This is a genomic window from Nostoc edaphicum CCNP1411 (assembly GCF_014023275.1).
Classification (GTDB): domain Bacteria; phylum Cyanobacteriota; class Cyanobacteriia; order Cyanobacteriales; family Nostocaceae; genus Nostoc; species Nostoc edaphicum_A.
This window is the reverse complement of the sequence record NZ_CP054698.1, coordinates 274,637-289,535: the sequence shown is the minus strand read 5'-3', so window position 1 is coordinate 289,535 and position 14,899 is coordinate 274,637. Positions and strand designations below refer to the sequence as shown.

The following is a 14,899-nucleotide window of genomic DNA, read 5'->3' as shown; positions in this document are numbered from 1 at the left end:
CATTGGGCATTGGGCATGGGAGCAGGGAGAAAGAGTAATTCTTCATTCTCCCCCTTGCACCCTGCACCCTGCCCCTCTGCCTCTTTTTCAACGTCTAGAACGTCTGCGTAACCGATCAATCATTACTGCCAAAATAATTACTAGTCCTTTGACGACTAGTTGCCAGAAGTAAGAGAGGTTCAACAAGGTTAAACCGTTGTTGAGAATCGCAATAATTAATGCACCTAAAAGTGTGCCGCCAATGGTACCAATACCACCTGTAAAGCTGGTTCCACCTAGAATAACAGCTGCGATCGCATCTAATTCATAACCCTGACCCAATACACCACTGGCACTATAAAGACGGCTGGCGCTCATGATTCCTCCTAAGCCTGCCAGTAATCCGCTAATACCATAGACGAATAGCAATACCCGATTAACTTTAATTCCAGTTAATCTGGCTGCCCGCTCGTTACCACCAACGGCATATATCTGCACTCCTAAAACAGTTTGCCGCAACACAAACCAGCTAGCTATCACAGTCAGTAGCGCAATTATCACTAGCCACGGCAGGGGGCCGACATAACTATTACCCACCCAAGCAAAATTTATGTCCCGGTTAATTAATGTTGTCCCCTTGGCAATCAAGAAGCCCACACCCCGCAAGGCTGTAAGTGAACCCAAGGTGACAATAAAAGGTGGCACATCTAAAAAGGTGATGAGAGCGCCGTTGAGTAAGCCCAAAAACAATCCTGCAAGCAACGCAGCAGGTACGGCTGCCCAACTTAAAGCCGGCAGTAACGATACTAGGAGGGCAACTACGGCAGAAACAGCTAAGATTGACCCAACTGAAAGGTCAATACCGCCGGTGAGAATTACAAAGGTCATTCCTGTCGCCAGCACAATATTAATTGATGACTGACGCAAGATATTAATGATGTTACCGCCGGTGAGGAAGTTGGGAGAAAGGAATGCAAATAAGATGCAGATAATTACTAGGATTGGCAGAATACCCGCAACTTCTAACAGAGTGCTGATTGATTTCCGGTTGCGAGCTGCGGAATTATTGGCTGATTTATTGATAGGTGGTCTGACTGTTTGACTCATGATGCTAATACCTCCGATGCTCCAGTTGCATAATGCATAATCTTTTCTTGGGTGATTTCTTTACCAAGACTGCCATCCAGTTCGCCTACCAGCTGTCCTTCTCGCATCACCAAGACGCGATCGCTCATGCCGACAATCTCTGATAGTTCGCTGGAAACCATTAAAATAGCAACACCTTGTGCTGCTAATTCGCTCATAATTCGGTAAATTTCACTTTTGGCACCGATATCTACGCCGCGTGTCGGCTCATCTAACATCAATACTCTCGGTTTAATGGCTAACCAACGCGCTAGCAGTAGCTTCTGCTGATTACCACCAGAAAGATCGAGCGCTCTAATTTCCAAATTGGCTAGGCGGATATTAAAGTTTTCCACTGCGTCTGTTGACAGCCGATTCACTGAAGGCCAGTTAACAATTCCAGCTTTGGCATCCTGCTTGAGTGTGTTGATAGCAATATTCTTGCGGGCGCTCATCTCCAGAAATAAACCTTGGTCTTTGCGGTCTTCTGGGACGTAGCCAATTCCCGCAGCGATCGCATCACTGGGCGTATTAATTTCCAGTTTTTTGCCATTCAGAAATACTTCACCACTGGCTTTGCGGTCAGCACCAAAAATCAGCCGGGATAGTTCTGTGCGTCCTGCACCAACCAGCCCCGCTAAACCCAGAATTTCTCCAGCATGAAGTTCAAAACTAGCCGGCTCAATTTTCTTGCGGGCGTCGCTCATATTTCTGACTGACAGCACCACTGGGCCAGGATGCATTTGCCGTTGATGTTCGTAAAAGTCTTGCATGGAGCGACCGACCATCATCTGCACTAATCGCTGTGGAGAAATTTCACTGCGTGTCAGACTACCAATATATTGACCATCACGCAACACACTAATCCGGTCAGCTAGGGCATAGATTTCTTCCATCCGATGGCTGATGTAAATAATGGCAATGCCATCACGCCGTAGTTTGCGAATGACCTCAAATAAATGGTCGCTCTCGCGGTCAGATAAGGCTGCTGTTGGTTCATCCATCACCAAAACGCGGCTTTTATCTTTCAGCGCTCTGGCAATTTCGACTTGCTGCTGTTCGGCGATGGACAAAGTACCAACTATAGTCTGCGCGGTAAAATTGGCTCCAAGGCTTTCCAGTACTTCCTCTGCTTCCAGTTGCATCGCTTTGCGGTCTAAAAGCTGACCTCGCCGCAACTCGCTACCCATAAACATATTTTCGGTAACGGTTAAATTCGGTGCAACATTCAGTTCTTGATAAATGAGGTTAATACCCGCCTTCCGTGCTGTCGCCGGATCGGTAATTTTCAAGGGTTGACCATTGATGCGAATTTCTCCTTCATCGGCAATGTAAGCCCCAGCCAGGATTTTCATCAATGTACTTTTACCTGCGCCGTTTTCACCCATGAGGGCGTGAACTTCTCCAGGATAAATGGTGAGATTAACATTTTGGAGCGCAGATACACCATGAAATCGTTTTGTAATCCCTTGCATTTCTAACACCGGGGTGGTGGTTGGTGCATCAGAAAATGAAGTTTCAATATTTGTTGTCATGAGCAAAACCTGTAAAAACGATTTAAAGTTTGCGAACCTAAATTAGAAATTCATAAATTCATATTTGATTGTTCGCAAAATCATGTTTTAAAAGCTGACTAGGAGTGGAAAAGAGATATTTTCATCCTTTGTTGTTAACGTTAGTTTATAAAGATTGTTGTGAAAGTCTAAGTGCTATAAATGCACACTCAAACTTTCCACTGATGCACATACATAGCGGTTCTCGATTCGGTGCAGCAGAGTTTTAACCTCTTTCTAAACCCATTTTTCTATTAAATAAAAAACAGGCATAAAGATGAGGTTTGGTATTAATTTAAATGAAAACTGTCGGACATTCTAGGTGTGTGCAAAAACTTTACAAATGCGCCAAAGGAGTTATATCAAAAGACATGATTTTCAATTGCAAATTCACAATTTTTATTACTCCCAGCCTTTTTCTGTGCTGACATTATCTTTTGTGATCAACTTAACTGGAATCAGAATGGTTGGATTAGCAGGTTTCTTACCATTTAAAATGTCATTCCCAACTTGAACTGCTTTTTGGGCCATCCCTCGCGGATTTTGAGTAGCAGTTGCTGCATATAAACCATCTTTATTGGCGATCGCAGTTATTGCTTCTGGCGCACCATCAACCCCGACAATAAAGAAATCTTTACGTTTTGCTTGGTTAGCCGCTAGTTCTGCGCCGACTCCACTCGGATCGTTAATGGCAAAAACAGCATCAATTTTCGGAAAGGTTGTGAGCAAATCAGTCATAACTCTGAGTCCTCCATCCCGACTACCGTCTGCATTCTGGTTTTTAGAGAGGATTTTGATATCGGGATATTTAGACAATACACTCTCGCAGCCACTAACTCGTTGAATCACCGAGTCCACTGGCGGGCCATTAACTATTACTACATTGCCTTTGCCTTTAAGGCGGTCAGCAATATATTTGCAACTAACTTCTCCAGCTTGGATATTATTAGTAGTGATGGTGGCATCCACACCTCCCTCAGCACCTGTGTCTACAGCAATGACAATTCTACCTGCAAGTTTAGCTTTTTCAACTATGGGCTTAATTCCACTTTTATCAGCAGCATTCAAAACAATGATATCAGTATTCGCAGCAGTAAAATTTTCAATTTGATTGGCTTGTTGGTTAAGGTCATAAGCACTGGAAGCTATAATAACATTGACATCTTTTCCGCCAATTCTCTTAGCTTCTGCCTCAACTGCTTGTCCCATAACGACGAAGAAAGGGTTACTTAGATCGCCAACAGTGAAGGCAACCGATCGCAACTTTCTATTCCCAGTGGCGGTTTTAGTTTCTGCACTAATATTCGTAGCAGGTTTAGTATCAGTGTTAGTAGCTGTGTTGTCATCGGGAGAACCATTTGTACAGCCTATAAGACTGCCACTGATGATACCAAGTAAGCTAGCTGCGATTACGCTTCGCGTAACACCAGAGGTGAACGCAATCTTTTTCACATTCATATATCTCCTACAAGTCATTCTTACTCACACAAATTTGAAAACGATGTATTAAAAAACCAGGGTAAAATGTTTTAACCCTCCTGTATCAAGCCTTTTTCTGTGTTTTATAATTACGAATTACGAATTACGAATTATAAATTACCAGCCTTGATAGCTGCTGAGGTTCTCTCTAGTAACCAACTTGACTGGAATTAGAATCTCAGATGACTCAGGTTTTTTACCCTGAATGATATCGTTGCCAATCTGAACCGCTTTTTGAGCCATCCCTGCGGGGTTTTGAGCCGCAGTTGCAGCAAATAAACCATCTTTATCTTCCATTGCTTTGGTTGCATCAGGCGATCCATCAACCCCAACAATAAAAAATTCATTGCGTCTTGCTTGTCTAGCTGCTAAATCTGCGCCGACACCGCTTTGATCGTTCGTAGCAAAAACGGCATCAATTTTGGGAAAGGTTGTCAGCAAATCGCTCATGACTCTTAGTCCTCCATCCCTTGTCCCTTCAGCGTTTTGCTCTTTAGAGATGAGTTTAATATTCGGATATTTGGATAATGATTTCTCACAGCCACTCACTCGCTGATTAATTGAGTCCATCGGAGTCCCGTTGAGGATGACAACACTACCTTGACCTTTGAGGCGATCGGCAATATATTGGCAAGCAACCTCACCAGCTTGGGTATTGTTGGAGCTAATCATTGCATCCACATCTGCATCAACGGCTGAATCTACTGCAATCACAACCTTACCTGCAAGCCTTGCTTGATCAATAACTGGTTTAACTCCTTTTTTGTCAACAGCGCTGAGGATAATTAGGTCAGTATTCGCAGCAGTGAAATTTTCGATTTGGTTGCTTTGTTGGTTCAAGTCAAAGCCACTGGAAACCGCATTAACTCTGATATTACCCCCAAGTTTCTGGGCTTCTGTCTCAGCCCCCTTCTGCACTGCATTATAAAAGGGATTGCCTAAGTCACCCAACGCAACGCCGATTGTTTGCAATTTTCTATTGGGAGTACCAAGACTCTCTGCACTTATATTGGTAGCAGTGTTAGTAGTATTAGTTGCAGTGTTGCCATTTTGAGCGCCATTCGTGCAACCAACAACCGCAAAACCTAATATGCCAACTATGAGCGAAACTCTTTTCATATTTATTTCTAACAACGGATTTAAATTTGAGAAAGATCAGCAGAATATAAATCTGCACAGTCATCAAAATATGAACTAGGTCTGAAATTTTTAGACCTAACCAAGTGATACTAATAGCTTTTGGAATTTAAACTCCAAATGTCTTCTGCTTTGACGCAATTGGAGTTAGTGCTATTAGTTTCACGAAACTAGATGTTTTTTTTAAAGCAAAATCATGAACATTACACTACTTCAAATAATCGCATTATTTTTTGGTGAAATTACTTCGGTAGTAGTGTGTGGTCTGAAAACAGCTTTTAAGTGAAACTTCCAAAAACTGATTTGATTAAACTTGTAAACTTTTATTCATTTTGACTTTTTTCATTTTACCCGACTCCAGTGCAAAAATTAATTTTGTTTATCGAACTTTACAAATGTAAAAGATTTTAAATCTCTCGATATAACCCATGTCTTGATTTCAAAGCCTTCGCATAAATCAACCTATTCAATATTTGATCTAATGTTAAATCCGTTAACATTTCTAAATCAAACTCCTTCAGAAAAGATACTGTTACAGTAGATAACTCTTGGATTGTGAATGCTATATTTTAAGAAATGTAAACATCCTTTGATTGAATTTTCTAAGTTGACTCAAATCTGCTTGTCAAGAGTATTTATTTGTTATTGCTCCTCCATCACTTAAAGGCAATAGAGGAGTAAACAAGATAATACTTTTAAGCCTGATTAGGGATAAAGAAAATTTACATATCTGTTTTATACTTTTACAGATGTAATATCTTGTTCTTGCTCTATCCCTTCATGGATCAAGGATTCTGAATTCTTCTTCAAGCAGTTTAAAACTTTAACGTTGCAGGCAAATATTTAGCAACTAAATCTTCATAGTATGGTTTTAATTTCTGCCAATCAGGAGGAATAGGGTTTTTGGAATATAAATCGTAGGGGTTGAATAACTTCACCCATTTAAACATTTCTTGATCGTATTTATCCATCAAATGTTCATACGCATTTTCACGATGTTGAGGATAAAATGAGTGATAACGAAGCATGTACAACGCAGGTTCGGGCAAATAGTTTTTCATCATCTGATAAAAATACTCATCATGGCCCCATGACATGTGTACATTACTCAATCCACACTTCGGCTCATAAATACCATATTTAGTGTTGTAGTTAAGGTTTTTATAATCAGGATTTTCTTTGAAAAATTCTGGAAAAACAATTTTATCAGAGAAGGCACAACCTACAGGATAAGTATCGCCTACGGTAGCCCATTGAGGTTCACCAAATAGACAAAGCACTTTCCCCATATCGTGAAAGAAGCCGATAAGTACCATCCAATCAGGATGACCATCGGCGCGAATAGCTTCTGATGTTTGCAATAAATGTTGTAATTGATCCATGTCTGTATCAGGATCGGAATCATCAACCAATTGATTCAAAAATTCGACTGCATCCCAAACAGACATTTCTTTCTTGTCAAACTTTAAAAATTCTTTTTCTTTTTGAAGTACAAAATCGTATGTTTGATTAATATGGTTTAAGCAATAAAACTCTTTTACTGTATCTCTAATAGTCGTTTCATAATTTCTATACTCTTCGGTGGTTTTACCTTCTTTAACTATGCTTTCCGGATCGGGATAGCGATTAAGTAAGTCTTCTTCCCATTCTTCTAGGGAATGTAAGGGATTGTTTTGAGCTTGAGCAATGACATTATTTAGAGTTTGAGACATATCTTCCTACTTGTCGATATTGATTTATTAAATGGTACTTTTGCGCTCCCTTATGCATAGGTGTGCAAAACCTGTCTTAAACTTATTTTTTATTTTTGCACACGTGTGCAAACCTGTGTGTTAAGTTTCATTTCGCATTTGTAGACCGTTCTATGGATATCGATGGTTTACTTCACCCGCTTTTCTTCGATCTTTTTGGTTCCGAAGAAAAATGGTACTTTTGCTTTTTGCACACCTGTGTATGAATTGACTAATATAAGCTAATCTTTTGTATTACACACCTGTGCAAAACCTATATTTATGTTTTTTTGTTGTCGGACTCAGGCAGGGGGTATCAAATTGCTAATTGCACAGCAGTGGAATACTTAACAAGATTAGCCAACTCTTCTAGCTGATTTATTGCTTCTGCACCCTCCAACTTCATTAATTCGCGATCGTCCCACAATTCCATCCAAGTAATCCCGTAATCAGAGACTAAAAACCGAATTAGGTGTTTTTCTCTGAGGCTAACTATAAATGAAGCACTCTTCATTTGGTCGCCGCATGTATAACAAGACGCAGTATAACCACGTCGCTCAAGTATAATTGTCAAGGCTTGCAGGTTCATTACCAAGTCTTGGACGAATTCTTGATGTTGTTGCGCTAATCTTAGAAACACTAGTTTTCTCCTACCACTCCAGTTTATGTGGTTGCTTTTATAATTTCTTTAGACTTACATCTGATGTAATTTAGTTGCCAAAAGTTCGTGTTTTCGTAGAGACGTGATTAATCTTAATATTATGGTTGTCATCAATAAGCTAAATTTCCAAAGCCGTTCTAATGTTTTGGACAATTATTTGGGGTGGCTGTGCAACATCGATAGATATGGTATCTAACGGTTCTTCAAGAGTATTGAACTGACTGCCGAGGAGTTTTTCATTCATGTAATGATTGCTACGCTCTTGTAACCGTGCTTGAATTAACTCATAAGATCCTTTGAGGTAAACTAACTTGATGCGATCGCCCTTGGCGTTGGCGGAGCGATCGCTATCCAGTAGCAAAAATTGCCGATAGCTATCTTTTAAAGCCGAACACGCCAGCACCACACTTTTATTTTCTTGCAACCATTGCTTGATCGCTGTTTGCAAATCTTGTAACCAAGGCATCCTGTCTGTTTCACTCAGAGGGATACCGCATCGCATTTTCTCAACATTCTCTGGCGAGTGAAAATTATCAGCGTCGCTAAACTCCCATTCTAACGAATCTGCTAATAGTTTTCCGATGGTAGTTTTGCCAGAACCAGATACACCCATGACGATAATAATCATTGACTGCTGAATCATATTTTTATTAAGAAAAGTTAAGCTAATTCGTAATTCCTAATTCGTAGTTGTAGTTATGGGTGGAGGTAAAAGTCAGGACTCTTAACTCCTTTCCATGCAAAATGTGAGTTGTATAAATCTCTTGACAAATAACGATTATTTTCTATAATACATACAAATGCACACGTGTGCAATATTTAATTACTAAGATAAAAAATGAATAAACGAAGAATTTCAATTGAAGATATTGCCCGCAGAGCAGGGGTTTCTCATTCTACAGTTTCACGTGCTTTGCGAGATAACGCTCTAATTAGCCCGAAAGTGCGAGAAGAAATTAAGCGACTGGCGCAGGAGATGAGCTATGTGCCGAATGCTATTGCTCAAAGTTTGCAAAATAAGCGTACTAATACTATTGGTGTAGTAGTAACTTCAATCGCAGATCCCTTTTTTGCTGAGGTAGTAGAGGGAATCGAGAAGATAGCCAGACCAGCAGGCTTAAGTGTTTTGTTGAGTGCTTCACACCGAAATTTTGAGCAGGAAATGGCAGCTATTGATACTTTTCATCGCCGGAGAGTAGACGGGATCTTAGTAGCCGACTCACGAATTAGTAAGCAGCATATCAAACAACTTACGCAAATTGCTGTGCCAACAGTTCTGATTAATAGTCAGACCGAAGATCAATCGGAAATATTACACTCAGTAGCAATAGACGATCGCTTAGGTGCTAAATTAGCCACAGAGCATCTAATAAGTCTGGGACACACTGCTATTGGTTATCTTGGTGTAGGCGATCGCAGCAGGTCAAACCAGCAGCGCCTAGAAGGATATCAAATGGCCCTTACGGAAGCTGGTATTCCACCAAATACTGATTGGGTTTCAATTAGTGACGAATATGATACCAGAACCAGTGATGTGAACACCGGAAAAAATATGCTGTCTAAACTATTATCTGCGGAAGTTACAGGCATATTTTGTTACAACGATATGGTGGCGGTTGGCGCTCTGTTAGCTTGTCAAGAATTAGGTATTTTAGTACCGCGAAATTTAAGTCTCGTCGGATTTGATGGTATTGCTCTAGGCTCTTACGTTACACCGGCACTGACCACAGTTAGCCAGCCAATGTTAGAAATTGGTGGCTATGCCATGCAAATGTTACTCGATTTATTAGAAGAAAAAACTGTAGAAAACCGCGTTTTATCTCCTTTTTTAGTAGAGCGTGGTAGTAGTGCAGCATTATTAACAATTTAAGACTGAAGACAATTTATCGAACAGAATTCAGGAGTCAGAATTCATTCTGAATTCTGAATAACCGGCGTTTTTGCACCCCCACCAAATCGTAGATTTGGTGGTCAACAAGAAAGTCGCGGGTCTGAATCCCCGACTGATTTATTCTGACTTCTGACTCCTGAATTCTGAATTCTGAATTCTGAATTCTTCTTCAATTGAAACTGTTAACCAAATAAAAAGTATGTTAACTAAAAAACCGAGTTTATCTCCCGATCGCTGTTTTTCTCCAGAACCAGTTCAAAGACGACTAGCCCATCAATTTTTTGACAGTATATCTGCGTTACCTTTAGTTTGCCCACACGGACACGTAGATCCAGCTTTGTTAGCTAATCCCGCAGTTCGTTTTGGTTCGCCGACGGAATTACTGATTATTCCTGACCACTACCTTTTGCGGATGCTCTACAGTCGGGGCGTACCTCTGCAAGCTTTGGGTATACCTACTAGTGATGGTTCACCAGTAGAAACCAACCACCGCAAAATCTGGCAATTGTTCGCAGACCATTTTTATCTATTCCAGGGTACTCCGTCTGGGTTGTGGCTAAAAGAGGAACTAACTAACGTTTTTGGCGTAGATGAACCTTTAAATTCTCGCAACGCCGCACATATCTATGATTATCTGGAAGGTTTGTTAGCCTCATCTAAGTTTTCCCCTCGTGCTTTATTCAAACGCTTTAACATCGAAGTGCTTTGTACTACCGATGCCGCCAGTGATAATCTAGAGAATCAGCGATCGCTCCACGAAGAAGGTTTTACTCAAATTAGGCCAACTTTTCGCCCAGATGCAGTAGTTAACCTAGATTCTCCTGGTTGGCGCGAAAATCTTACCAAATTGGAAAGCACTATCGGTAGAGAAATTAGTACTTACGCCAATTTTGTGCAAGCTTTAGAAGAACGTCGAGCTTTCTTTAAAAAAATGGGAGCGACAGCTACCGATCAAGGTGCAGCTACACCTTATACCGCACGCCTTTCTGACCAAGAAGCTGAAGCTATCTTTGCTAGGGCATTAGCCGGCAAGCTGAATCCAGGTGATGTAAAAAACTTTACCGGTCATATCTTCATGGAAATGGCGCGGATGAGTGTGGAAGATGGGTTGGTGATGCAAATGCATTGTGGTGTGATGCGTAACCATAACCCGGCTTTATTTGAGAGATTTGGATCTGATAAAGGTGCTGATATTCCCGTAAAAATAGAGTGGACTCAAAATCTGCGCCCGTTGTTGTCAGCTTACGGTAACGATCCGCGCTTTTGCTTAATCATTTTTGGTATGGATGAAAGCACTTATAGCCGCGAGATGGCTCCGTTAGCTGGTCATTATCCTACTGTATTGCTTGGGCCGCCTTGGTGGTTTCACGACAGCGTAAATGGTATGGAGCGTTATTTCAATCAGGTAATGGAAACTGCTGGAATTTATAATACTGCTGGATTTAATGATGATACACGGGCTTTTGTTTCGATTCCGGCTCGTCATAATGTCTGGCGACGGGTAGCTTGTAATTGGTTGGCTGGATTGGTTGCGCGGGGATTGGTTGAGGAGGAGGAAGGGTATGAGATGGCTCGTGCTTTGGCTTATGACCTCGCTAAGGTTGCTTATAAGTTTGAGGGGAATTGAGGGGAATTGAGGGGGAGTTTAAACGCAAAGGGGCGCGGAGGGAAGCGCAGAGGTACGCAGAGAGTTTTACTGGGGGAATGGGTGATGGCAGAGTTAATTTTAAGTAAACTTTTTAGTTTGAAGGAGCGGGTAGCGGTAGTTACTGGTGGTTCTGGTGTGCTTGGTGGGGCTATGGCAAAGGGTTTGGCTCTAGCGGGAGCGCGAGTTGTGGTTTTGGGTCGCAATGAAGCACGGGCGGGGGCGGTGGTGGCTGAGATTACTGCTGGTGGTGGAGAAAGTATGGCTGTGGTAGCAGATGTTAGCGATCGCTCTCAATTAGAAATCGCTAGGGATTATATTATACAGTGTTGGGGTGAAATAGATATCTTGGTAAATATGGCTGGTGGGAATATTCCGGCTGCCACAATTACTGCTGATGCGACTATTTTTGATATGCCACATGCAGCCTTTGAGGAAGTAGTTAGCCTCAACTTACTTGGCACTCTACTACCTTGTCAGGTTTTTGGTCAAGCAATGGCGGAAAAAAATCAGCCCCACGGGTGCATTGTCAATATTTCCTCCATGTCTGCTATCCGAGTGATTAGCCGCGTGGTTGGTTACTCAGCCGCTAAAGCCGGGATAGATAACTTTACTCGCTGGCTAGCGGTAGAACTCGCCCAAAAGTATGGTGATGGAATGCGAGTAAATGCGATCGCACCAGGTTTCTTTATTGGCGAACAAAATCGAGATTTACTCTTAAATTCTGATGGTAGTTTGACCGTTCGCGGGCAAAAAATCATTGAGCATACCCCCGCCGGACGTTTTGGAAAATCAGATGAATTACTCAGTACTTTGATTTGGTTATGTAGTTCTGGTGCTAGTTTCGTTAACGGGGTAGTCGTGCCGGTAGACGGTGGATTTAGTATCTACAGTGGAGTTTAATCATGTATTCACTGGCTGTAAATAACGGCACACTTTCAGATGAGCAAGTTTCTGCGCTAATTCATCAAGCTTTAGCAGACCCTAAGTTAGATGGACAGCGCATCTTAGTGTTAATTCCAGATAGTACCCGCACTGCTCCCATCCCTCAAATGTTTCGATTGCTGCATCAGGAGTTGGGTAAAAGAGTAGCGGCTCTAGATTTTTTAATTGCTCTGGGTACACATAATCCCATGAGTGAAGAACAAATCAATCACTTGGTGGGAGTGACACCGGAGGAACGAGAGACAACTTTTAAGAAAGTTCGCATTTTTAACCATCTTTGGAATGAGCCAGATACCTTTATTTCTTGTGGAATAATTTCGGCAGATGAGATAGCAGAAATTAGCGGTGGAATGCTACATCAAGAAGTTGATGTGCGTGTGAATAAGCTTGTCAACGAATATGATTTGATCGTGATTTGCGGCCCAGTTTTTCCTCACGAAGTTGTCGGCTTCTCTGGTGGAAATAAATATTTTTTTCCTGGCATTAGTGGTCAAGAAGTAATTAATCTCTCACACTGGTTAGGTGCTTTAATCACTTGTTACGAAATTATTGGTACACTCGGAATAACACCAGTCCGGCGTTTGATTAACCGAGCCGCTAGCCTGATTTCTACCCCAAAGCTTTGTTTGGCGATGGTGGTCGCACCAAAAACAAATCAGCTAGCTGGACTTTATATAGATCAACCAGAGTCAGCCTGGGAAGCTGCTGCACAATTATCAGCTAAACTGCATATTAAATATGTAGATCAGCCTTTTAAACAAGTGCTTTCAGTCATGCCCCAAATGTACGATGACATTTGGACAGCAGCTAAAGGAATGTACAAACTAGAGCCTGTAGTTGCTGATGGAGGCGAGGTAATTATATATGCTCCTCATATTACCGAGTTTAGCTATACACACGGCGAAATTCTGTCCCAAGTTGGCTATCATGTGCGGGATTACTTTCTCAAACAGTGGGATAAATTCCAAGAGTATCCTGCTGGAGTACTGGCTCATAGTACTCATTTAAAAGGGATGGGTACTTTTGATCCTATAGAAGGGGAACAAGCACGGATTCGTGTCACTTTAGCTACTGGTATTTCTGCTGAACGCTGTGCTGCTCATAACTTGAACTATCGTGACCCGGATACTATTAGACTCGCAGAATGGACTAACCGAGAGGATGAAGGTATATTGCTTGTGCCCAAAGCTGGGGAGATCCTATACCGTTTAAGTTCCAGCAAATTTTAGTGACTCAATCATAGTTTTCGAGACGCGATAAATCGCCGTCTCTACAAGTGTTTTGGTCTTATCTGAACTGTATTGAATCATAAACTGCGATATCTACGATGGGCTACGCCTACGCGATCGCAGGTTAAGATTTTCCACTTCGCGCTATTCTTGATCAAACGTCAGCGAATCAGTTTATTGCAGCGAACAAAAAAGCATGGGTGGCAAATTAATTGTATTTGAAGGGGTGGAAGGCTGTGGCAAAACCAGCCAAATGCAGCTTTGTTCTGAGTGGTTGGAAAGTCTAGGTGTTTCTGTGGTGGTAACTCGTGAACCAGGGGGAACAGAGTTAGGCTTACATCTTCGCCGCTTGTTACTAGAAAAGTCAGAGGATAAACCAGTTGCAGAAGTGACAGAACTTTTATTGTATGCTGCTGACCGATCGCAACACGTTGAACAAGAGCTTAAACCAAATCTCGCAGCCGGGAAATATATTTTATGCGATCGCTACACTGACTCTACCATTGCCTACCAAGGATATGGTCGCGGTCTGAATATGAGTTTAATCAATCAGCTTAACTATATTGCTACTGCTGGTTTAGAAAGTGACTTAACTATTTGGCTAGATGTCGATGTCGAAGTTGGACTATCCCGCAAACTCTCAGACCAACTAGGATTAGACCGCATTGAACAAGAGACAATCGCTTTTCATCGGCGCGTTCAGCAAGGATACGCACATTTAGCAGCATCCCATCCCTCACGAATTGTACGAGTAGATGGCAGTTTGAGTAAAGAAGCTGTCCAACAGGTAATTCAAGGAATTTTGCGCGTACAACTGCACTTGGCGAGGTAGGGCAAAAATAAAACAGGAGTCAGAATACAGAATTCAGAATTCAGAATTCAGAATACTCTGCCCATAAAGGGATAGAGTTTTAAGGTGAAAATATTTTAATTTTTTTCGCTTGACTTCGGGCGTTAGCCTCGCGGGACGTTCGCGGTAGCGTCTCTAAGAGTTGTACGGTTTTAACCAATATTCGTCACCCACTCGTACAGAATTCATACTGAATACTGAATTCTGACTCCTGAGTTCTGAATTCTTCTTATAAACCTAATACTTGACAATCATAGGTAACGTGCTATACCCTTTCTTTTAATGTGTTGATGCTCATCTACACACCTCGCCCGAACCTTGAAAACCGCATAATTCCGTTGAGGTATGTCGATGCCTTACGCAGTAAGCTTTTCAGACTGCAAAATTGATACTTTTTTGAAAATTTTTTGTACTTTTCAAGAGGTGTGTCGATTGGGGTATCTGAAACCCTCTCCCAGTAAGGTTTCCAAAAGGTAACTCTTTACATAACCACTTCCCCTAACGGGGATGTAAACTTCATTGTTCTAAATCTGATTATTCAAGATTTGCATTCCCTTTACATAACCACTTCCCCTAACGGGGATGTAAACTTCTTTTGCCAAATCATCAAAGTGTTCAGAATCTTTAGCAGCTTTACATAACCACTTCCCCTAACGGGGATGTAAACGCTTCTCC

12 protein-coding genes and 1 CRISPR repeat array (1 of these 13 only partly in view) are annotated in these 14,899 nt (G+C 41.6%); of the genes, 5 read left to right on the top strand and 7 right to left on the bottom strand.

Going from position 1 to position 14,899, the window contains the following annotated elements; all coding sequences use genetic code 11:
* Positions 1–87: 87 nt before the first annotated feature.
* The 7 genes from HUN01_RS03990 to HUN01_RS03960 form a co-directional block, all read right to left on the bottom strand.
* Complete coding sequence (locus tag HUN01_RS03990; RefSeq protein ID WP_181930183.1) at positions 88–1,086, bottom strand: ABC transporter permease subunit; 999 nt, start codon at positions 1,084–1,086, stop codon at positions 88–90.
* Positions 1,083–2,639, bottom strand: coding sequence for a sugar ABC transporter ATP-binding protein (locus HUN01_RS03985; protein ID WP_181930182.1), 1,557 nt, complete (start codon positions 2,637–2,639; stop codon positions 1,083–1,085). The genes HUN01_RS03990 and HUN01_RS03985 overlap by 4 nt, the downstream gene beginning before the upstream one ends.
* Before the next feature lie 420 nt (positions 2,640–3,059).
* Positions 3,060–4,115, bottom strand: a complete 1,056-nt coding sequence (locus HUN01_RS03980; protein ID WP_181930181.1) for an ABC transporter substrate-binding protein — start codon at positions 4,113–4,115, stop codon at positions 3,060–3,062.
* Between the two features lie 138 nt (positions 4,116–4,253).
* The gene (locus HUN01_RS03975; protein WP_181930180.1) at positions 4,254–5,255 is read right to left on the bottom strand and encodes an ABC transporter substrate-binding protein; all 1,002 of its coding nucleotides are present in this window, start codon (positions 5,253–5,255) and stop codon (positions 4,254–4,256) included.
* An 833-nt stretch (positions 5,256–6,088) separates the two neighbouring features.
* A complete protein-coding gene (locus tag HUN01_RS03970; protein ID WP_181930179.1) occupies positions 6,089–6,985 on the bottom strand; it encodes an inositol oxygenase family protein in 897 nt (298 codons plus the stop codon).
* Between the two features lie 334 nt (positions 6,986–7,319).
* Positions 7,320–7,643, bottom strand: a complete 324-nt coding sequence (locus tag HUN01_RS03965) for a DUF1815 family protein (protein WP_181930178.1) — start codon at positions 7,641–7,643, stop codon at positions 7,320–7,322.
* Positions 7,644–7,782: 139 nt separating this feature from the next.
* Positions 7,783–8,292 carry a gluconokinase gene (locus tag HUN01_RS03960; protein WP_181932549.1) on the bottom strand — a complete coding sequence of 170 codons (510 nt, stop codon included), beginning with the start codon at positions 8,290–8,292 and terminating at the stop codon, positions 7,783–7,785.
* Positions 8,293–8,502: 210 nt separating this feature from the next.
* On the opposite strand from HUN01_RS03960, the gene HUN01_RS03955 reads away from it, so the two are divergent.
* The 5 genes from HUN01_RS03955 to tmk all read left to right on the top strand — a co-directional run bounded on the left by HUN01_RS03955 (position 8,503) and on the right by tmk (position 14,206).
* Positions 8,503–9,534: a LacI family DNA-binding transcriptional regulator gene (locus HUN01_RS03955; protein WP_181930177.1), complete on the top strand. Its 1,032-nt coding sequence runs from the start codon at positions 8,503–8,505 to the stop codon at positions 9,532–9,534.
* Between the two features lie 220 nt (positions 9,535–9,754).
* Positions 9,755–11,182 carry a glucuronate isomerase gene (gene uxaC, locus HUN01_RS03950; RefSeq protein ID WP_181930176.1) on the top strand — a complete coding sequence of 476 codons (1,428 nt, stop codon included), beginning with the start codon at positions 9,755–9,757 and terminating at the stop codon, positions 11,180–11,182.
* Positions 11,183–11,266: 84 nt separating this feature from the next.
* On the top strand, positions 11,267–12,103 hold the full coding sequence (locus HUN01_RS03945) for an SDR family oxidoreductase (RefSeq protein WP_181930175.1): 837 nt from the start codon (positions 11,267–11,269) through the stop codon (positions 12,101–12,103).
* Positions 12,104–12,105: 2 nt separating this feature from the next.
* A complete protein-coding gene (locus tag HUN01_RS03940) occupies positions 12,106–13,374 on the top strand; it encodes a lactate racemase domain-containing protein (protein WP_181930174.1) in 1,269 nt (422 codons plus the stop codon).
* 196 nt (positions 13,375–13,570) lie between these two features.
* The gene (gene tmk, locus HUN01_RS03935) at positions 13,571–14,206 is read left to right on the top strand and encodes a dTMP kinase (RefSeq protein ID WP_181930173.1); all 636 of its coding nucleotides are present in this window, start codon (positions 13,571–13,573) and stop codon (positions 14,204–14,206) included.
* A gap of 497 nt (positions 14,207–14,703) precedes the next feature.
* A CRISPR array of direct repeats spans positions 14,704–14,899; the repeat unit is 36 nt; unit sequence CTTTACATAACCACTTCCCCTAACGGGGATGTAAAC; it runs 428 nt beyond the window's last position.